The sequence below is a fragment of the Actinosynnema sp. CA-299493 genome, assembly GCF_050946825.1.
Classification (GTDB): Bacteria; Actinomycetota; Actinomycetes; order Mycobacteriales; family Pseudonocardiaceae; genus Actinosynnema.
Genome location: NZ_CP191993.1, coordinates 8,376,858 through 8,395,705 on the forward strand (window position 1 = coordinate 8,376,858; position 18,848 = coordinate 8,395,705).

Below are 18,848 nucleotides of genomic sequence, written 5' to 3' on the forward strand. Positions count from 1 at the left end.
CCCCCTCCCGCCACCCGCCGGCGGTGGGAGGGGTCTTCCCGGAGGTGGACCCGTGGCTCACAGCACCGACTTGGCGGCGCGGAAGCCCGATTCCAGGTCGGCTTTGAGGTCCTCCACGCCCTCGATGCCCACCGACAACCGCACCAGGCCGGGCGTGACCCCGGAGACGACCTGCTGCTCGGGCGTGAGCTGGCTGTGCGTGGTGCTGGCCGGGTGGACGATGAGGCTGCGCACGTCGCCGATGTTCACCAGCTGGCTGAACAGCTCCACGCCGTCCACGAACGCGCGACCCGCCGCCACGCCGCCACGCAGCTCGAACGACACCACGCCGCCCCCGCCGGTCGGCAGGTACTTCTGCGCCAGCTCGTGCCAGGGGCTCGACGGCAGGCCCGCGTAGTGCACCTTCTCCACCTCGTCGCGCGCCTCCAGCCACCGGGCCAGCTCCAGCGCGTTCGAGGAGTGCTTGTCGATGCGCAGCGACAGCGTCTCGATGCCCTGGATGATCAGGAAGCTGGTCAGCGGCGCGATGGCGGCGCCGGTGTCGCGCAGGCCCTGCACCCGCAGCTTCGCGGCGAACGCGCCGTGCCCGAGCACCGGCCAGTACCGCAGGCCGTGGTAGCTGGGGTCGGGCTCGTTGAAGTCCGGGAACCTCGCCGCGTCGGAGTAGTCGAACGTGCCGCCGTCCACGACCAGACCCGCGACCGCGGTGCCGTGCCCGCCGAGGTACTTCGTGGCCGAGTGGACCACGATGTCCGCGCCGTGCTCGATCGGCCGCACCAGGTACGGCGTCGGCACGGTGTTGTCCACCACCAGCGGCACGCCCGCCGCGTGCGCCACCTCGGCGACCGCCGCGATGTCCAGCACGTTGCTGCGCGGGTTGGCCAGCGACTCGGCGAAGAAGAGCTTGGTGTTCGGCCGCACGGCGGCGCGCCACGCGTCCAGGTCGTCGGGGTCGTCCACGAAGGACACCTCGATGCCCAGCTTGGGCAGCGTGTAGTGGAACAGGTTGTAGGTGCCGCCGTAGAGGGAGGCGCTGGAGACCAGGTGGTCGCCGGCGCGGGCGAGGTTGAGCACGGTGGCGGTCTCGGCGGCCTGGCCCGACGCGAACGCCACCGCAGCCACTCCGCCCTCCAGCGCGGCGACCCGCTGCTCGAGCACGTCCTGGGTGGGGTTGTTGATGCGGGTGTAGATGTTGCCCGGCTCGGCCAGGCTGAACAGCGCCTCGCCGTGCGCGGAGTCGCGGAACACGAACGACGTGGTCTGGTAGATCGGGGTGGCACGCGCGCCGGTCGTGGGGTCGGGCGCGGCGCCGGAGTGGACCTGCTTGGTGTCGAAGGACCAGGACATGCTTGGTGGCTCCTGTCTGGCTCTGGTTCTGCAGGCACGCCGAAGACCCCGGTCGTGCACGATTCTTGGGCTGGATCAGCCGAGGGGACAGGCCGTGCTGGTGACGCGCACGTAGTCCACGTGCCGACGTGCCACCAGCGGGATCATGCGCTGAACGTAGCGCTGGGTGACCGTCCACGACAGGGCGTCCACGACTTGGGACGCTTAGGGTTCGGTGCATGCGCACCGCACTGATCGGCTACGGGCTCGGTGGAGCCGCCTTCCACGCACCGTTCCTGTCCACCACGCCCGGCCTGGCGCTGGCCGCCGTCGTCACCGGCAACCCCGAGCGGCAGGCCGAGGTGGCGTCCCGCTACCCGGAGGCCGAGCTGATCGCGTCGGTGGACGAGGTGTGGCGGCGGGCCGGCGAGTTCGACCTGGTCGTGGTGACCACGCCGAACCGGCACCACGCCGCGCACGCGCGGGCCGCGCTGGAGCACGGGCTGAACGTCGTGGTGGACAAGCCGTTCGCGCCGTCTGCCGCCGAGGCGCGGGAGCTGGCGGACCTGGCGGCGGCCCGCGGGGTGCTGCTGGCGCCGTTCCACAACCGGCGCTGGGACGGCGACTTCCGCACCGTGGCGCGGCTGGTCGGCGAGGGCGCGCTGGGGCGGGTGCACCGGTTCGAGTCGCGGTTCGAGCGGTGGCGGCCGGAGGTGAAGGAGGGCTGGAAGGAGTCCGGCGACCCGGCCGACCTGGGCAGCATCGTGTTCGACCTCGGCACGCACCTGGTGGACCAGGCGGTGGCGTTGTTCGGTCGTCCGGCGAGCGTGTACGCGGAGGTGCGGGCGCTGCGGGCCGGCGCGCGTGCGCACGACGACGCGTTCCTGGCGCTGACCCACCCGTCCGGCGCGGTGTCGCACCTGTGGGCGTCGGCGTTGGCGGCGTCGCCGGGACCGCGGTTCCGGGTCCTGGGCGACCGGTCGGCGTACGTGAAGCACGGGATGGACCCGCAGGAGGAGGCGTTGAAGGCGGGCGCGGTGCCCGGCGGCTCCGGCTGGGGCGAGGAGCCGGCCGAGCGGTGGGGTGTGCTCGGGACGGAGCCCGTGCGCACGGAGCCGGGGTCCTACCAGGACTTCTACGCCGCCGTCGCCGCCGGTCGGGCTCCGGTGCCGGTGGCCGACGCGGTCACCGGGCTGGAAGTGGTCGAGGCGGCGTTCGCGTCGGCGCGTTCGGGTGAGGTCGTCCCGCTTCCCTGATTGTCTTGATTCCCGAATCTCTCAGTGACTAAGATTCTTAGTCATGGGAGAAAACAGGCGTGTGCAGGTGCTGGTGGTCGGGGCGGGGCTCAGCGGGTTGACGGCCGCGTTGTTCCTGGCGCGGCAGGGCGTGTCGGTGCTGGGCATCTCGAAGCACCGGGGGACGTCGCCGCACCCGAAGGCGACCGGGCAGACGCACCGGACGATGGAGGTGCTGCGCCGGGCCGGGGTCGCCGACGAGGTGCTGGCGGGCGACGCGGGCCTGGGCGGCGGGTTGGTGATCAAGGTCGCGGAGAGCCTGCGCGGGCAGGTGTTTCACACGATCGTGCACGAGGACGACGAGTGGGACGCCACGCTCAGCCCCGAGCGCCCGGCGCTGGCGAGCCAGGACCACGTGGAGCCGGTGCTGCTGCGGCGCGCGCGCGAGCTGGGCGCGGAGGTGCTGTTCGAGACCGAGCTGGTGTCGTTGGCGCAGGACGACGAGGGGGTGACGGCGCGGGTCCGCTCGGCCGGGGGCGAGCACACCGTCCGGGCGGACTACGTGATCGGCGCGGACGGGCACCGGGGCGTGGTGCGCGAGTTCGTCGGGATCGGGCGGCAGGGGCCGGGCGAGCTGTCGCGCCACGTCGGGGTGGTGTTCGACGCCGACCTGACGGCACACCTCGTGCCCGACAAGCTGACCTTGTTCTACCTGCGGAACCCGGCGTTCACCGGTGCTTTCGTGGCGACGAACACCGCGCGGCGCAACGTGTTCACGATCGAGTACGACCCGGCGCGCGAGTCGGCGGCGGACTACCCGCCGCGGCGGTGCGTCGACCTGCTGCGGATCGCGACCGACGCGCCTGACCTGGAGCCGGACGTCCTGGAGGTCACCGCGTGGGAGATGGCGGCGTGGCTGAGCGACCGGTTCCGGGCGGGGCGGGTGTTCCTGGTCGGTGACGCGGCGAAGGTGACGCCGCCGACCGGCGGGCTCGGCGGGAACACGGCGATCGGCGACGGGTTCGACCTCGCGTGGAAGCTGGCGGAGGTGCTGAGGGGCGAGGCCGGCGTCGGCCTGCTGGACAGCTACGAGGCCGAACGGCGGCCGTACGCGAAGCTGGTGGTGGACGGGTCGTACGCGAACTACGTGCAGCGGTTCGCGCCGCACCTGGCGGGCCCGGACGTGCCGGCCGAGGTCGACCCGGCGCACCTGACCCTGGGCTACCGCTGCCGTTCGAACGCCGTGCTGATCGACGACACCGACCCGTCACCCGTGGAGGACCCGGCCAACCCCTCCGCCCGGCCGGGCTTCCGCGCACCGCACGTCACCGTGGCGCACGAGGGCCGTCAGGTGTCCACCCTGGACCTGTTCACCACCTGGACCCTGATCACCCTGAACCCGGCCTGGCGCGCCACCACCGTGCCGTCCCTGCACGTCCCCGCCATCACCGACCCCACCGGCGCCCTGGCGACCCGCTACCGCATCGGCCGGACGGGCGCCGCCCTGATCCGCCCCGACGGCGTGATCGCCCACCACACCACCAATCCCCCCACCCCCACTCTCCCGTCCACCCTCTCCTCCACCCTCGCCACCCTGAAATCCCTCTAACCCCGAGAGTCCTACGTCCACGCCGCGAGAGTCCTACGTTCAGAGCACCCGAGTTCAACGCTCGGCAGACCGGGCGGTCGGTCTGAGCGTTGAACTCGGGGTACGCGAACGTAGGACTCTCGAGCTCTGAACGTAGGACTCTCGCGGCGAGTAGCGCAACCACGCACGGTCGGCCGGAGTCGACCTTGCCGGAAACCACACGATCCGGTGAGATGCCTGGAGTTGAGCGGTGATCGGCGTCCACGCTGTGGTGCATGGCACCACTCCCGTTGTTCGCGGCGATCGCCGCGCTCATCCCGGCGTTCTCCGCGCCGGAGTCGACCTTCGTGCTCAGCGTGCAGCACGGCGAGTCGATCCTGTACTCGCACCTGACCTGTGAACCGGCCGGCGGACTGCACCCCAGGGCGGACGAGGCGTGCCTCGCGCTGTCCGATGTGGACGGCCAGGTCGGCGGCCTGGCGACCGGCCAGGGCCTGTGCACGCTGGAGCACGACCCGGTGCGCGTCACGGCGTCCGGCACGTGGCGCGGCGAGACGCGGTCGTTCCAGGCCGAGTTCTCGAACCCGTGCGTCATGCTCGCGGAGACCGGCCCGGTCTTCGACTTCTGACCCGGCGACCGGCACCCGGCACCACACCCGCGGAGGGCCCGCGACACCGCCGCCGAAGTCGTGGCCCTCCACGGGGTAGTGCGAAGGTCCTCGGACCTCTCAGGCGACCGTAGGGACTGCGGCACTCGAACGTCAACATCCTTCACACTCGTGAAACGGGGACGTCACACCGTTCTGCTGAAGACCAGCACTGGGCGATCACCCTCCCTGGGCCATCCGAGTGATCGGACCTCTGTTCCGAACACGCACCGTCTCAGGCAGCCCGTTCTATCCTCCGCGCGAACCGCTTGGGGGAAGACGTATGGGTGATTTCCTGCTGTACACGGTCGGCGTTCCGGTGACGTTCCTGTCCCTGGTGCTCGGCATGGCCCTGGCCGCCCGCCGCATCCTCGGGCTCCACGTCGGGCTGATCCGCACCACGCTCGCGTGCCTGGTCGGCCTGTCGATGAGCGAAGCCGCGCTGAACGCCATGCCCGGCCCGGAGACCACGCCCGCGCTGGCCACCGTGCAGGTCGGCATCGCGCTGCTGATGATGATCGCGCTGCTCACGTTCGCCGAGATCGTGGTGCCGACCGGGTCGATCCCGCCGCCCACCGAGTGGTGGCGCGCGCTGCGCGGGCGGGTCTCGCGCGCCCGCCGCTACTCCCGGATCACCGCGATCGCGTTCCGCCACGGCCTCGGCCCGTACCTGCGCGGGCGGGAGCGCACCGACACCCGGCTGGCGCGGTCGCTGCGGCTGGCGCTGGAGGAGGGCGGCGTCACGTTCGTCAAGCTCGGCCAGGTGCTGTCCACGCGGCCGGACCTGCTGCCGCCGGACGTGGTCGACGAGCTGACGTCGTTGCAGGACAAGGTGCCCGCCGCACCGTGGCCGGCCGTGCGCGAGGTGCTGGTGGCCGAGCTGGGGCAGCCGCCGGAGGACGTGTTCGCCGAGTTCGACGAGCGGCCGATCGCCGCCGCGTCCGTCGCCCAGGTGCACCGGGCGCGGCTGAAGTCCGGCGAGGACGTCGTGGTGAAGGTGCAGCGGCCGGGCGTGCGGCGGGTCGCCGAGGCCGACCTGGACATCGTGCTCCGACTCGCCTCGACGTTGCACGACAAGACGCGGTGGGGCAAGGCGATCGGCGTGCGCGACCTGGCCGCCGGGTTCTCCGCCGCGTTGCGCGAGGAGCTGGACTTCCGGGTCGAGGCGCGCAACCTGGCGGCCGTGCGGGCGGCGTCCGACGGCACGGACGTGGTGCTGCCCGCCGTGCACGAGGACCTCTGCACGGCACGCGTGCTGGTCATGCAACGGCTGGACGGCACGCCCGTGCGGTCGGCGTCGCTGGAGTCGGTGGACCGGGACGCGCTCGCCCGCACGCTCCTGGACGCGCTGCTGCGCCAGGTGATGCTCAACGGCGTCTTCCACGCCGACCCGCACCCCGGCAACATCATGCTGCTGGGTGACGGCAGGCTCGGCCTGCTGGACTTCGGCTCGGTCGGCCGGATCGACGCGCAGCTGCGCGCCGCGCTGGGCAAGCTGCTGCTGGCCGTCGACCACGGCGACCCGGCCGGCCTGCGCGACGCGCTGCTGGAGCTGGTGGCGCGGCCCGACGAGATCGACGAGCAGCAGCTGGAGCGCGCGCTCGGGCAGTTCATGGCACGCCACCTCGGCACCGGGATGCGGCCGGACGTCGAGATGTTCGGCGACCTGTTCACGCTGGTCTACCGGCACGGGCTGAGCATCCCGCCGGAGATCGCGGCGGTGTTCCGGGCGCTGGCCACCGTGGAGGGCACGCTGGCCGCGCTGTCACCGGGGTTCGACATCGTGGCCGAGTCGCGGTCGTTCGCGGACGAGCAGTTCAGCGCGCACCTCACGCCGGAGTCGCTGAAGCGCACCATGACCGAGGAGCTGCACGCGGTGCTGCCCATGCTGCGGCGGCTGCCCCGGCGGGCGGAGCGGATCTCCAGCGCGTTGGAGCAGGGTCGGCTGGGGCTGAGCATGAGGCTGTTCGCCGACGAGCGCGACCGGCAGTTCATCGTGTCCCTGCTGCACCAGGTGATGCTGACCGTGCTGGGCGCGACGGCGGGCGTGATGGCGGTGCTGCTGCTCGGCGCGGACGGCGGGCCGCGGGTGGGTCCGGACATCTCGCTGTTCCAGGTGTTCGGCTACAACCTGCTGGTCATCAGCGTGCTGCTCGGGCTGCGGGTGGTGGTGACCATCTTCCGGCCACGCGGGTGACGCGGTTGACGCGGTTGGTTTGCGGTGCAAACCTGACTGGGTGGCAGACCTGCTGGGTGACTTGGCCGAACTGCGCCGGCGGGCGCGGGAGGACCGGCACGCCTACCCGTTCCCGCTGCTGTTCTTCGGCGTCGCGTCGTTCCTGGCCGTGCCGCTGTACGCGCCGGGTCCGTCGCCGCGCGGGTTCGACGTGCGCTACCCGGTGGCGTTGAGCCTGTACTGGTCGACCGCCTTGGTGGTGGGCGGCCTGGCGACGGTGTGGTGGTACCGCCGGCGTGGTGCGCGGGTGGGCATCGAGACGTCCACCGGGGGCTACCTCGGCGCGCTGGCGATCGGCCTGGGCGGTCCGGTGATCGGCCTGGCGCTGGAGCACCTGCCGTTCCGGTTCCACTCGGGCACCGGCGCGGGGCTGATCCTGCTCGCGGCGGCGACCGCGCTGTGGCGGTGGAAGGCCCCGCTCGCGGCGACGGCGACGGCGGCCGTGCTGGGCACGGCGGTGCTCCAGCACGACCAGCCGGCGATCGGGCAGTTCATCGCGATCGGCCTCGGCCTGGTGGTGCTGGCGGCGGTGGAGCGCAGCACCCGGTTCACCACCATCACGGCGGGGTACCTGGTCGCGCTGTGCGTGTCCGCCGGCTTCACGCCGCTGGAAGGGGTCACGCCCGGCACGTGGTCGTCGGGCAGCGTGGTCGTGCTGCCCGGGTTGGTGCTCGTCGTCGGCGGCCTGGTGGGCTTGCGGCGTGGCTGAGCACCCGACCGCGTCGCTGGACGACGTGGTGCACCAGAGGCACCGGCTGGGCATCCTCACCGTGGCGGCGGAGGCGAAGCGGGTCGAGTTCGGCTACCTGCGGTCCACCCTGGAGCTGACCGCGGGCAACCTGTCGCGGCACATCGCGGTGCTGGAGCAGGCCGGGCTGGTCGCGGTGGAGAAGGGGTACGACGGCAAGCGGCCCCGGACGTGGGTCAGCGTGACGGCGGCGGGCGTGGCCGCGCTGGCGGCGGAGATGGCGGCCCTGCGTGCGCTCGTGGAGAGGCACGTAGCCTCGCGGGCATGAGCATCCACGACATCCCGCTGCGCACGCTGTCCGGTGAGCCGTCGAGCCTGGGCGCGGTGGCGGGCAAGGCGCTGCTGGTGGTGAACGTCGCCTCGAAGTGCGGGCTGACGCCCCAGTACCAGGGCTTGGAGCGGTTGCAGGAGCGGTACGCGGCCCAGGGGTTCTCCGTGGTCGGGTTCCCGTGCAACCAGTTCGCCGGGCAGGAGCCGGGCACGGCGGAGGAGATCGCCACCTTCTGCTCCACCACGTACGGCGTGACGTTCCCGCTGTTCGAGAAGGTCGAGGTGAACGGCCCGTCCCGGCACCCGCTGTACGCCGAGCTGACGGCGTTCGCGGACACCGACGGCGCGGCCGGCGACGTCCAGTGGAACTTCGAGAAGTTCCTCGTCGCCCCGTCCGGCGAGGTCGTGGCCAGGTTCCGCCCGCGCACCGAGCCTGAGGACGAGGCGGTCGTGAAGGCGATCGAGGCGGTCCTGCCGTAACCCGGCGGTGTGGGAGGCGACCGGTCGGCCGCCTCCCACGCACGGGTCAGCACTCGATGACGTTGACGGCCAGCCCGCCGCGAGCGGTCTCCTTGTATTTGCTCTTCATGTCCTTGCCCGTCTCACGCATGGTCTTGATGACCTTGTCCAACGACACGAAGTGCGAGCCGTCGCCGCGCAGCGCCATCCGCGCCGCCGTGATCGCCTTGATCGACGCCAGCGCGTTGCGCTCGATGCACGGGATCTGCACCAGTCCCCCGATCGGGTCGCACGTCAGCCCCAGGTTGTGCTCCATGGCGATCTCGGCCGCGTTCTCCACCTGCTCCGGCGTGCCGCCCATGACCTCGGCCAGCCCGCCCGCCGCCATCGAGCACGCCGAACCGACCTCGCCCTGGCACCCGACCTCGGCGCCGGAGATCGACGCGTTCTCCTTGAACAGCACGCCGACCGCCCCCGCCGTCAGCAGGAACCGCACCACGCCGTCGTCGGACGCGCCCGGCACGAAGCGGGTGTAATAGTGCAGCACCGCGGGCACGATGCCAGCCGCGCCGTTGGTCGGCGCGGTCACCACGCGACCGCCTGCGGCGTTCTCCTCGTTCACCGCCAGCGCGAACAGCGTCACCCAGTCCATCACCCGCAACGGGTCCGTGGCGTAGTGCTCGGCGGCCATCCGCTGCCGCATCTCGGCCGCGCGCCGCCGCACCTTCAAGCCACCGGGCAGCACACCGGTCCGAGTGCAGCCGCGCTCGACGCACTGCTGCATCACGTCCCAGATCCCCAGCAGCCCCGAGCGCACCGACTCCTCGCCACGCCACGACAGCTCGTTGGCCAGCATGACCTCGCTGATCGACAGCCCGGTCTCCCGGCACCGCGCCAGCAGCTCGTCACCCGTCCGGAACGGGTGCGCGACCGGCGTCTCGTCGGCCTTGATCCGGTCGGCGCCGGTGGCCGTGTCGTCCACCACGAACCCGCCGCCGACGGAGTAGTACACCGCCGAGTCGACCACGGCGTCACCCGAGTGGGCGGTGAAGCTCATGCCGTTGGGGTGCAGCGGCAACGACTTGCGCCGGTGCATCACCAGGTCGGTGTCCTCGGTGAACGCGATCTCCCGCGCGCCGGCCAGCCGCAGCCGTCCGGTGGCGCGGATCTCCGCCACCCGCCGCTCGGCCTCTTCAGGGTCGACCTCCTCCGGCCGGCAGCCCTCCAGTCCGAGCAGCACCGCCTTGGGGCTGCCGTGCCCGTGCCCGGTCGCGCCGAGCGAGCCGAACAGCTCCACGTGCACCCGGTCGACCGAGGCCGACGAGGGCCGCAGCCGGTCCGCGAACATCATCGCCGCGCGCATCGGGCCCACCGTGTGCGAGCTCGACGGTCCGATGCCCACGGAGAACAGGTCGAACACGCTGATCGCCATGACGTCAGTCCCCGGTCAGTTCCGCGTACTTCGCCGCGGTCAGCAGCCCGGACGCGTCGGTCACGGCCACCTTGAACAGCCAACCGGCGCCGTACGGGTCGTTGTTGATCAGCGACGGGTCGTTGACAGCGGTCGGGTTGACCTCCACCACCTCGCCGCTGACCGGCGCGTACAGGTCGCTGACCGACTTGGTCGACTCCAGCTCGCCGCACACCTCGCCGGACGTCACCACGGCGCCGACCTCGGGCAGCTCCACGAACACGATGTCACCCAGCGAGTCCGCCGCGTACGACGTGATGCCGACCGCCACCGGGTCCTGGGTACCCGGCGCCCAGTCCACCCACTCGTGCTCGGGCGTGTACAGCAGGTTGTCCGGAAAAGTCACGACAGCGCTCCCTCACGGCAAGGTCCACCCAGAGCCCCACTCTGTCCTTGGACCTGAGAGCTTCACCGGGTCGTCGCGACGGCTGACCGTCGATCCGTTCCGGCTTGCACCGTGGGTGCGCGCGGTTGGGCGCGCTTTCCAGAGTCGCCTCACCCGAGCGGTTCTCGCTGCCTGAGAGTGTGCGGGGTACTTGCTCCTTCGGCGCCCCGGCACGTTCACCGAGGTCTCTCCCGCGCGGGTTCCGGCGCTCCTGGCGCGCCGCGGCCGATGTTCAGTTGGTTGGCCCGCACGCTAGGTGCCGGGCCCGACGGGTGTCAACGCGCCACCGGACTTGTCCGGACCGCACAACCGCGCACCGGCCCGTTGGTGCTCGCGGCACGATGACACCGGGTACCCGTTACCGGACCTTTGGTGTAACAACGGCCGAAGGAGCCCACCGTGCGGATCGCCGTCCCCCGCGAGATCAAGAACCACGAGTACCGCGTCGCGCTGACCCCGGCGGGCGCGCACGAGCTGACCCAGCGCGGTCACGACGTGGTGGTCGAGACCGGCGCGGGCCTCGGTTCGGCCATCACCGACGAGGAGTACCTGGCCGCCGGCGCGAAGGTGCTGCCCGGCGCGGACGACGTGTGGGCCGAGGGCGACCTGGTGCTCAAGGTCAAGGAGCCGATCGCCGAGGAGTACCCGCGGCTGCGCAAGGGCCAGGTCCTGTTCACGTACCTGCACCTGGCCGCCGACCGGCCGCTGACGCGGGCGTTGCTGGACTCCGGCACCACCGCCGTCGCCTACGAGACCGTGCAGACCCCGAACGGCGCGCTGCCGCTGCTGGCGCCGATGTCGGAGGTGGCGGGCAGGCTCGCGCCGCAGGTGGGCGCGTACTCGCTGATGAAGCCGTCCGGCGGGCGCGGCGTGCTGCCCGGCGGCGTGCCCGGCGTGCACCCGGCGCGGGTGGTCGTGATCGGCGGCGGCGTGGCGGGCCTGAACGCGGCGGCGATCGCCGTGGGCATGGGCGCGGACGTGCAGGTCCTGGACACCAACGTGGACCGGCTGCGGCACATCGACGCCCTCTACCAGGGCCGCCTGCGCACCGTGACGTCCAACCGGTACGCCGTCGAGGAGGCCGTCCGCGAGGCCGATCTGGTCATCGGCGCGGTGCTGGTGCCCGGCGCGAAGGCGCCGAAGCTGGTCGGCAACGACCTGGTGGCCGGCATGAGGCCCGGCTCCGTCCTCGTGGACATCGCGATCGACCAGGGCGGCTGCTTCGCCGACTCGCGGCCGACCACGCACGACGACCCGACCTACCAGGTGCACGACACCGTCTTCTACTGCGTGGCGAACATGCCCGGCGCCGTGCCGCGCACGTCGACCTACGCGCTGACCAACGTGACGCTGCCGTACGCCGTCGCGCTGGCCGACCTGGGCTGGGAGGCGGCGCTGCGCGGGGACGCGTCGCTGGCGCTCGGCCTGAACGCGCACGAGGGCCTGCTGACCAACCTGCCGGTCGCCCAGGCGCACGGGATGACCCACACGCCGGTCGACCTCTGATACCCACTACCGCGAAGGGCCCCGCTCACAGCACGTGAGCGGGGCCCTTCGGCAAGAAAGACGGCCCGCTCAACCAGCCTGGGGGTCACTGGGAGCGGGCCGCGTGACCAATCCTAGCCGGGAACCGGGGTCCCTGCCCAGCGGCCCCACCTATCCGGCGCACATTTCGCCCGGCGGTGGCAACACGCCGTGTGCACGCTCAAGCAATCGAGTGAACTTGGGTGATAACAGGTAAGTCACGACACCCCGGTGACCGATGGACAGGTCGGAACCCCGTAGCTACCGAGCGGGGTCGTCCGCTCGCGCGGCGCCCCGCCGCGCCACCTCCGATCGGAGCGAGATGGCTGAACCCGAGGGCTGGATCGACTGCCACGACCCGTTCGGGCGGGACCGGTCGATGACCGTGCTCGTCGAGGACGACCGAGTTCTGCTGGTCGCGCCACCCGGTGAGTCCGCTGTGATGTCGGTCACGCAGACGCGCAGGCTGCACCGCCTGCTCGACCAAGTCGCCGACAGGATGTGACGGGCGTGGACGAAGCGCTGCGCGCCGCCGTGCTGCGCCGGCTGGCGTTGCTGGACGAGGTCGCCGAGACCGGCGAGGCGGACGCCCTCGTGCCGCTCGCGCGGTCCGAGATCCACCGCCTGGCCGACGGCTGGCGGCTGCTGCTGACCGTGCACCAACCCGATCCGGACGGCCGCTGCGGCGCGTGCCCCGGCATCCTGCGGCACAAGAAGTGGCCGTGCCAGGTGTGGACGATGGCCCACCAGCACCTCATAGGCGACGGTCTGCCGCACCGCGAACGCCGCCGCCCACTCCGCACGCTGCGCCATTCGAGGGACGTCGAGACGACGACCGAGATACCGAGGGTCGCGTCGAAACCCCGACATGCCCTCCCCGAGTGACCCTCCTAAGGCAGGATGACGCCCGGTAGGAGTACTCGGGAGGGACGCGTGCACGACGGCACTGGCCGCATCGTGGTGCAGAACTTGACCAAGCAGTTCGGTCCGGTCGCAGCGGTGCAGAACCTCAGCTTCACAGTGGAACCCGGTTCGGTGACCGGCTTCCTCGGTCCCAACGGGGCAGGCAAGACGACGACGCTGCGCATGCTGCTCGGCCTGGTGACCCCGACCGCGGGCACCGGACTGATCAACGGCAGGCCGTTCGCCCAGCTCGGCAACCCGGCCCGGGTGGTCGGCGCGGTGCTGGAGGCCCAGGGCTTCCACCCCAAGCGCACCGCGCGCAACCACCTGCTCGTCTACGCGTCCGCGATCGGCGTGCCCGACTCGCGGGCCGACCAGGTGCTCCAGCTGGTCGGGCTCGGCGCGGCGGGCGACCGCAAGGCGGGCGGGTTCTCGCTCGGCATGAAGCAGCGGCTGGCCCTGGCCACCGCGCTGCTCGGCGACCCGCAGATCCTGGTGCTCGACGAGCCGGCCAACGGGCTGGACCCGGAGGGCATCGCGTGGCTGCGGACGTTCCTCCAGTCCTACGCGCGCGGCGGGCGGACGGTGCTGATCTCCAGCCACCTGCTGGCGGAGGTCGAGCAGACCGTCGACCAGGTGGTGGTCATCAGCCGCGGTCAGACCATGTACTCCGGGTCGCTGGACCAGCTGCGCGGCCAGCAGCAGGGGCGCGTGCTCGTGCAGCCCTCGGACACCGGCGCGCTGGTCGCGGCGCTGCGCGAGGACGGGATCAGCGCGATCGAGCAACTGCCGGACGGCCGCATCGCGGTCACCGGAGCGGAGGCCAAGCAGGTCGCCGACACGGCGTTGAGGGCGGGTGTGTCGGTGTACGGCATCCAGGAGGAGAAGGTCGACCTGGAACGGCTGTTCTTCCAGCTCACCAACGGCCAGTACGCGGCGCAGGGCCAGTACGCCCAACCCGTCGGCTACCAGCCGCAGCCGCCGGCCGGCTACCAGCCGCAGCACCAGGCGCCGCCGCAGGGCTACCAGCAGCAGCCGGGCTACCAGCAGCCGTACCAGCAACCCGGCCACCAGCAACCCGGCCACCAGCAACCCGGCCACCAGCAACCCGGCCACCAGCAACCCGGGTACCAACAGTCCGGCTACCAGCAGCAGCAGCCCTCGCAGGACCACCAGCAGTACCGACAACCACCACAAGGCCACGAGCAGCAGCACCAGCCCTCATCGGGCGACGAGACGCCACCGTCGGGATTCCGGCAGCAGCCGGCGCAGGACAACCCCTACGGTCGGCAGTCCGGCCAGGACGGCCTCGGGGGCGGTGCGTGATGGGCAACCTGATCAAGTCGGAGTTCCGCAAGACGACCACCACGGGCCTGTGGTGGGGCCTGATGATCCCGACCGTGCTGCTCGCGTTCGGCTGGGCGCTCGGCACCGGGGCCATCTTCAAGACCTTCTCGGACTTCATGAACAGCGGCGACGCCGAAGAGCTGGCCGTGATCCTCGACGTGGACCCGTCGCAGTGGCAGATGTCGGTGTTCGGGATCGCCCGCAGCATCAACGTGGCCACGATCTTCCCGATGATCTTCGGCGGCCTGGCCATCGCGAACGAGATCAACCGCAAGACGATCACCACCACGTTCCTGACCGCGCCCAACCGGGTCTCCGCGCTGGCCGCGAAGATGGTCGTCTACATCCTGTGGGGCGCGGTCTACGGCATCGTGATCGTGGCGTCGGTGAGCCTCGGCACCGCCCTGACCTCGAACTCAAGCTCGCTGCCGGACGCGGGCGGGTGGCTGGCGATGGCGGGTGTCGGCATCCTGTCGTCGATCCTGATGACCATGTTCGGCGTCGGCGTCGGCGCGCTGATGACCAGCGTCGTCGGCACCACCGTGGTGCTGCTGCTCTACATGCTGCTCGTGGAGAACGGCATCCAGCTCCTGCTGGCGTCGCAGGGCCTGCCGGAGATCATCGGCTTCCTGCCCAACGGCGCGGCCAACGGCCTGACCGGCTCGATGGCGCAGTCGCTGTTCCTGTCGAACGCCGGCACCGTGCGGGACGACATCGTCGAGGCGCTGCGCTTCGCCGGTGGCGGGCTCGGCGCGTTCGACTGGTGGTTGAGCGGTCTGATCTTCCTCGTCTGGTCGGCGTTGTTCTTCCTCGGTGGCTGGGCGGCCACCCAGCGCAAGGACATCACCTGATCGTGTGATCTTGATCGGCTGATGGAGGCCGCCCCGAAGGTTCGGGGCGGCCTTCGTCACATCATCAGGGCCGACAGTGTCGGTGCTCCGACCTATGTTGGACGTCGTGACTCCTTCCGACGGCTGGATCCGCAGACTCGCCAGGGCGTGCTGGCAGCACCGTGCGCTCGTGGTGCTCTCGGTGCTCGCCGCGGTCGTCGGCGTCGGGCTTCAGGCCGCCGGCCCGTTGCTGATCAAGGTCGCGGTCGACGACGCGATGACCGGCCGCACGGACCGCCTGACCGGGCTCGCGATCGTCCTGGTCGCCCTGGAGCTGCTGACCTTCGGCACCGCGTTCGTGCGCCGGTACCTCGGCGGCCGGCTGGCCGTCGACGTGCAGCACGACCTGCGCCAGGCGGTGTTCGGCGCGGTGCAGCGGCTGGACGGGCCGAAGCAGGACGCGTTGCGCACGGGCCAGGTGGTGTCCCGCTCGATCACCGACCTCCAGCTGGTCAACAGCCTGCTGTCGATGACGCCGCTGGCGCTGGGCACGGTGGTGTTCGCGGTGGCGGCCGTCGTGGCGATGCTCTGGCTGTCGCCGCTGCTGACCGTGATCGCGCTGGTGATCATCCCCGCGGTCGGGGTGGTCGCGGCGCGCAGCAGGCTGACCCTCTTCCCGGCCACCTGGTCGGCCCAGCAACGCGCGGCGGACGTGGCGCAGCACGTCGAGGAGACCGTCACCGGCGTGCGCGTGGTGAAGGGGTTCGGCCAGGAGGCCCGCGAGGTCTCCCGGCTGGAGTCCCGCGCCGAGCTCCTGTTCGCCGAGCGGATGCGCGCGGCCCGCCTGACCGCCCGCCCGTCCGCGACGTTGAACTCCCTGCCCTACCTCGGGCAGGTGGCGGTGCTGGCGCTCGGCGGCTGGATGGCGCTGCGCGGGGAGGTCACCCTCGGCACGTTCCTGGCGTTCGCGACGTACGTGGCCACCCTCGTCGGCCCGACCCGCCTGCTGGCGAGCCTGATGGTGACGGCCCAGCTGGCGCGGGCCGGCGTGGAGCGCGTGTACGAGCTGGTCGACTCCCAGCCGACGGTCGTGGACGGCGAGCGCGACGTGCCCGCCGGTCCGGTGGCCGTCGAGCTGCGGGACGTGACGTTCGGCTACACGCGCAGCGAGCCGGTGCTCTCGGACGTGTCCCTCCGCGTGGAGCCGGGCGAGACCCTCGCGATCGTCGGCACCGCGGGCTCCGGCAAGTCGACGGTCTCGCTCCTGCTGCCCCGGTTCTACGACGTGCACGAGGGCTCGGTGTCCGTGGGCGGCGTGGACGTCCGGGACCTGCGCCTGTCCTCGCTGCGCCGGACCGTGGGCACGGTGTTCGAGGAGGCGTTCCTCTTCTCCGACACCGTTCGCACGAACATCGCCTACGGCCTGCCGGACGCGTCCGACGAGCAGGTGGAGGCGGCGGCGCGGGCGGCCGAGGCGCACGAGTTCATCGCCGCCCTGCCGGACGGCTACGACACCGTCGTCGGCGAGCGCGGCCTGACCCTGTCCGGCGGCCAGCGCCAGCGCGTCGCCCTGGCCCGCGCCCTGCTCTCCGACCCGCGCGTGCTCGTCCTGGACGACGCGACCTCGGCCGTGGACAACGCCACCGAGGCGGCCATCCACCGCACGCTGGCCGCCGTGACCGCCGAGCGCACGACGCTCCTGATCGCGCACCGGCGGTCGTCGCTCACGCTGGCCGACCGCATCGCCGTGCTGGACGCGGGCCGGGTGATCGACGTCGGCACCCACGCCGAGCTGCAAGGGCGTTGCAGCCTCTACCGCGAGCTCCTGGCCGGTCCGGGCGAGGTGATCGAGCAGGTCGACCCCCGTGCCGACGCCAGGCTGGAACCGGGCCCGGACGGCACGACGCCCGACCTCTGGCCGGAACCCGAGGACGACGACCTGGTCGTGCGCGCGGCGAACCGGGCCGTCGGCGCGGCGAAGGTCTCCCGGGGCGACGGCGGCGCGTCGGCGCTGGTGGGCGGCACCCCGCCGACCCCGGAGCTGATGGACCGCGTGCACGCCCTGCCGCCCGCCGAGGACGTGCCGACCCTGAACGGCGAGGACCCGCGCGCACCCGACCCGGGCTTCCGGCTGCGCACCCTGCTGCGCCCCGTCCGCTGGGCGATGCTGGGCGTGGCCGGGCTCCTCCTGATCGACACGGCGCTGGCCGTCGCCTCGCCGAACCTGGTCCGCCTCGGCATCGACCGGGGCGTCGTCGGCGGCCAGGCCGGTTGGCTCTGGGCAGCCGCCGGGATCAGCCTCGCCCTGGTGGTGCTGGGCTGGGTGTCGGCGGCGGCGGGCACCGTCGTGACCTCCCGGCTCGGTGAGCGCCTGCTGTACCTGCTGCGCGTGCGCAGCTACGCCCACCTGCAACGACTGGGGCTGGACTACTACGAGCGCGAGATGGCCGGCCGGATCATGACCCGGATGACCACCGACGTGGACGCCTTGTCCAGCTTCCTGCAGACCGGCCTGACCACGTTCGCCATCAGCGTGCTGACCGTCGGCGGCATCGCGGTGGCCCTGGTCGTCACCGATCCGGGCCTCGCCCTGGTGGCGCTGGCCGTCCTGCCGATCCTGCTGATCGCGACGGTGATCTTCCAACGGCTCTCGTCGGCGGCCTACGCGGAGGCGCGCGAACGCGTCAGCGCGGTCAACGCCGACCTCCAGGAGAACGTCTCGGGCCTGCGCGTGTCGCAGGCGTACACGCGGGAGGCGCGGTCGGCCGAGGCCTTCGCCGAGCGCAGCGACGCCTACCGCCGTTCCCGGATCCGGGCGCAGCGGTACATCGCCACCTACTTCCCGTTCCTGTCACTGCTCTCGGGCGTGGCGCAGGCCGGGATTCTGGTGGTCGGCGCGTACCGCGTGGCGGAGGGCACCCTGTCCCCCGGCGTGCTGCTGGCGTTCGTGCTCTACCTGGGCCTGTTCTTCTCGCCGCTGTACCAGCTGTCGGGCGTGTTCGACGGCTACCAGCAGGCCCGGGTGGGCCTGAGCCGGATCGGCGAGCTGCTGCGCACACCGACCACCGTCCCCCCGGCCGCCGACCCCGTGCCCGTGCCCCACCTGCGCGGCGAGGTGGAGCTGCGCGACGTCACGTTCGCCTACCAGGGCGCCACCCGTCCGGCCGTCGAGGGCATCTCGCTGCACGTCTCGCCCGGCGAGACCGTCGCCTTCGTGGGCGCGACCGGCGCGGGCAAGTCGACCCTGGTCAAGCTCGTGGCGAGGTTCTACGACGCCACCGAGGGCGCGGTGCTGATCGACGGCGTCGACCTGCGCTCCTACGACCTGTCGGCGCTGCGCCGACGTCTCGGCATCGTCCCGCAGGAGGCGCACCTGTTCGGCGGGGACATCGCGGAGAACGTCGCCTACGGCAAGCCGGACGCCACCCGGGCCGAGATCGAGGCGGCGGTCCGGGCCGTCGGCGCCATGCCCGTGGTCGCCGCCCTGCCCCACGCCTTCCACCAGCAGGTGGGCGAGCGCGGCCAAGGGCTGTCCGCCGGCCAGCGCCAACTGGTCGCCCTGGCCCGCGCCGAACTGGTCCAGCCGACGATCCTGCTCCTCGACGAGGCCACCGCCGCCCTGGACCCCGCGACCGAGTCCGCCGTCCTGGCCGCCAACGACCACCTGTCCGGTGCCCGGACCACCTTCGTCGTCGCCCACCGCCTGGCCACCGCCGCCCGCGCCGACCGGATCGTGGTCCTGTCCGAGGGCCGGGTGGTCGAGCAGGGCACCCACGCCGAACTGCTCGAAGCCAACGGCCACTACGCCCGCCTCTGGTCCCACGGCGCCAACACCGAGCCGGACCCCAGCGAACTGACCCCCAGCCACTGACCCTCGGC

General features: G+C 72.1%; 16 protein-coding genes and 1 riboswitch. Of the genes, 13 read left to right on the plus strand and 3 right to left on the minus strand.

Annotation, left to right across the window (positions count from 1 at the left end; genetic code table 11):
* Positions 1 to 57 precede the first annotated feature (57 nt).
* The gene (locus ACQPYE_RS35835) at positions 58 to 1,347 is read right to left on the minus strand and encodes a bifunctional o-acetylhomoserine/o-acetylserine sulfhydrylase (protein ID WP_498717551.1); all 1,290 of its coding nucleotides are present in this window, start codon (positions 1,345 to 1,347) and stop codon (positions 58 to 60) included.
* Between the two features lie 218 nt (positions 1,348 to 1,565).
* Here ACQPYE_RS35835 and ACQPYE_RS35840 point away from each other — a divergent pair, with 218 nt between their 5' ends.
* The 7 genes from ACQPYE_RS35840 (at position 1,566) to ACQPYE_RS35870 (ending at position 8,530) form a co-directional block, all read left to right on the plus strand.
* A complete protein-coding gene (locus tag ACQPYE_RS35840) occupies positions 1,566 to 2,582 on the plus strand; it encodes a Gfo/Idh/MocA family protein (RefSeq protein WP_498717552.1) in 1,017 nt (338 codons plus the stop codon).
* A 43-nt stretch (positions 2,583 to 2,625) separates the two neighbouring features.
* On the plus strand, positions 2,626 to 4,170 hold the full coding sequence (rdmE, locus tag ACQPYE_RS35845; RefSeq protein ID WP_498717553.1) for an aklavinone 12-hydroxylase RdmE: 1,545 nt from the start codon (positions 2,626 to 2,628) through the stop codon (positions 4,168 to 4,170).
* A 254-nt stretch (positions 4,171 to 4,424) separates the two neighbouring features.
* On the plus strand, positions 4,425 to 4,778 hold the full coding sequence (locus tag ACQPYE_RS35850) for an SSI family serine proteinase inhibitor (protein ID WP_498717554.1): 354 nt from the start codon (positions 4,425 to 4,427) through the stop codon (positions 4,776 to 4,778).
* 301 nt (positions 4,779 to 5,079) lie between these two features.
* Entirely contained in the window at positions 5,080 to 6,993 is a 1,914-nt protein-coding gene (locus ACQPYE_RS35855; protein ID WP_498717555.1) for an ABC1 kinase family protein, read from the plus strand.
* A gap of 40 nt (positions 6,994 to 7,033) precedes the next feature.
* Entirely contained in the window at positions 7,034 to 7,741 is a 708-nt protein-coding gene (locus tag ACQPYE_RS35860) for a hypothetical protein (protein WP_498717556.1), read from the plus strand.
* A complete protein-coding gene (locus ACQPYE_RS35865; RefSeq protein WP_498717557.1) occupies positions 7,734 to 8,048 on the plus strand; it encodes a transcriptional regulator in 315 nt (104 codons plus the stop codon). Before ACQPYE_RS35860 ends, ACQPYE_RS35865 begins: the two co-directional genes overlap by 8 nt.
* Positions 8,045 to 8,530 (plus strand): glutathione peroxidase, encoded by a 486-nt coding sequence (locus ACQPYE_RS35870; RefSeq protein ID WP_498717558.1) that lies wholly within the window; start codon positions 8,045 to 8,047, stop codon positions 8,528 to 8,530. The genes ACQPYE_RS35865 and ACQPYE_RS35870 overlap by 4 nt, the downstream gene beginning before the upstream one ends.
* Before the next feature lie 46 nt (positions 8,531 to 8,576).
* Here ACQPYE_RS35870 and ACQPYE_RS35875 read toward each other — a convergent pair whose 3' ends face one another.
* Both ACQPYE_RS35875 and gcvH read right to left on the minus strand, forming a co-directional pair.
* Positions 8,577 to 9,941, minus strand: a complete 1,365-nt coding sequence (locus ACQPYE_RS35875; RefSeq protein ID WP_498717559.1) for an L-serine ammonia-lyase — start codon at positions 9,939 to 9,941, stop codon at positions 8,577 to 8,579.
* Positions 9,942 to 9,945: 4 nt separating this feature from the next.
* Positions 9,946 to 10,326, minus strand: a complete 381-nt coding sequence (gcvH, locus tag ACQPYE_RS35880) for a glycine cleavage system protein GcvH (RefSeq protein WP_498717560.1) — start codon at positions 10,324 to 10,326, stop codon at positions 9,946 to 9,948.
* Between the two features lie 148 nt (positions 10,327 to 10,474).
* A riboswitch (glycine riboswitch) is annotated at positions 10,475 to 10,569 on the minus strand.
* Positions 10,570 to 10,764: 195 nt separating this feature from the next.
* Between gcvH and ald the strand changes: the two genes are divergently transcribed.
* From ald to ACQPYE_RS35910, 6 genes are all read left to right on the plus strand, one after another.
* On the plus strand, positions 10,765 to 11,871 hold the full coding sequence (ald, locus tag ACQPYE_RS35885) for an alanine dehydrogenase (protein ID WP_498717561.1): 1,107 nt from the start codon (positions 10,765 to 10,767) through the stop codon (positions 11,869 to 11,871).
* A 340-nt stretch (positions 11,872 to 12,211) separates the two neighbouring features.
* Positions 12,212 to 12,394: a hypothetical protein gene (locus tag ACQPYE_RS35890; protein WP_123745591.1), complete on the plus strand. Its 183-nt coding sequence runs from the start codon at positions 12,212 to 12,214 to the stop codon at positions 12,392 to 12,394.
* A gap of 5 nt (positions 12,395 to 12,399) precedes the next feature.
* On the plus strand, positions 12,400 to 12,774 hold the full coding sequence (locus ACQPYE_RS35895) for a hypothetical protein (protein ID WP_498717562.1): 375 nt from the start codon (positions 12,400 to 12,402) through the stop codon (positions 12,772 to 12,774).
* A 48-nt stretch (positions 12,775 to 12,822) separates the two neighbouring features.
* Positions 12,823 to 14,118 (plus strand): ABC transporter ATP-binding protein, encoded by a 1,296-nt coding sequence (locus tag ACQPYE_RS35900; RefSeq protein WP_498717563.1) that lies wholly within the window; start codon positions 12,823 to 12,825, stop codon positions 14,116 to 14,118.
* Positions 14,118 to 14,990: an ABC-2 transporter permease gene (locus ACQPYE_RS35905; RefSeq protein ID WP_498717564.1), complete on the plus strand. Its 873-nt coding sequence runs from the start codon at positions 14,118 to 14,120 to the stop codon at positions 14,988 to 14,990. The genes ACQPYE_RS35900 and ACQPYE_RS35905 overlap by 1 nt, the downstream gene beginning before the upstream one ends.
* Before the next feature lie 94 nt (positions 14,991 to 15,084).
* A complete protein-coding gene (locus tag ACQPYE_RS35910) occupies positions 15,085 to 18,840 on the plus strand; it encodes an ABC transporter ATP-binding protein (protein WP_498717566.1) in 3,756 nt (1,251 codons plus the stop codon).
* Positions 18,841 to 18,848 lie beyond the last annotated feature (8 nt).

What these genes read in the sequence shown, in the direction of transcription:
- ACQPYE_RS35835 (WP_498717551.1), bottom strand. Translation starts at nt 1,347, where the DNA reads ATGTCCTGGTCCTTCGACACCAAGCAGGTCCACTCCGGCGCCGCGCCC.
- ACQPYE_RS35905 (WP_498717564.1), top strand. Translation starts at nt 14,118, where the DNA reads ATGGGCAACCTGATCAAGTCGGAGTTCCGCAAGACGACCACCACGGGC.
- ACQPYE_RS35840 (WP_498717552.1), top strand. Translation starts at nt 1,566, where the DNA reads ATGCGCACCGCACTGATCGGCTACGGGCTCGGTGGAGCCGCCTTCCAC.
- ACQPYE_RS35910 (WP_498717566.1), top strand. Translation starts at nt 15,085, where the DNA reads ATGTTGGACGTCGTGACTCCTTCCGACGGCTGGATCCGCAGACTCGCC.
- ACQPYE_RS35875 (WP_498717559.1), bottom strand. Translation starts at nt 9,941, where the DNA reads ATGGCGATCAGCGTGTTCGACCTGTTCTCCGTGGGCATCGGACCGTCG.
- ACQPYE_RS35870 (WP_498717558.1), top strand. Translation starts at nt 8,045, where the DNA reads ATGAGCATCCACGACATCCCGCTGCGCACGCTGTCCGGTGAGCCGTCG.
- rdmE (WP_498717553.1), top strand. Translation starts at nt 2,626, where the DNA reads ATGGGAGAAAACAGGCGTGTGCAGGTGCTGGTGGTCGGGGCGGGGCTC.
- ACQPYE_RS35850 (WP_498717554.1), top strand. Translation starts at nt 4,425, where the DNA reads ATGGCACCACTCCCGTTGTTCGCGGCGATCGCCGCGCTCATCCCGGCG.
- ACQPYE_RS35855 (WP_498717555.1), top strand. Translation starts at nt 5,080, where the DNA reads ATGGGTGATTTCCTGCTGTACACGGTCGGCGTTCCGGTGACGTTCCTG.
- ACQPYE_RS35890 (WP_123745591.1), top strand. Translation starts at nt 12,212, where the DNA reads ATGGCTGAACCCGAGGGCTGGATCGACTGCCACGACCCGTTCGGGCGG.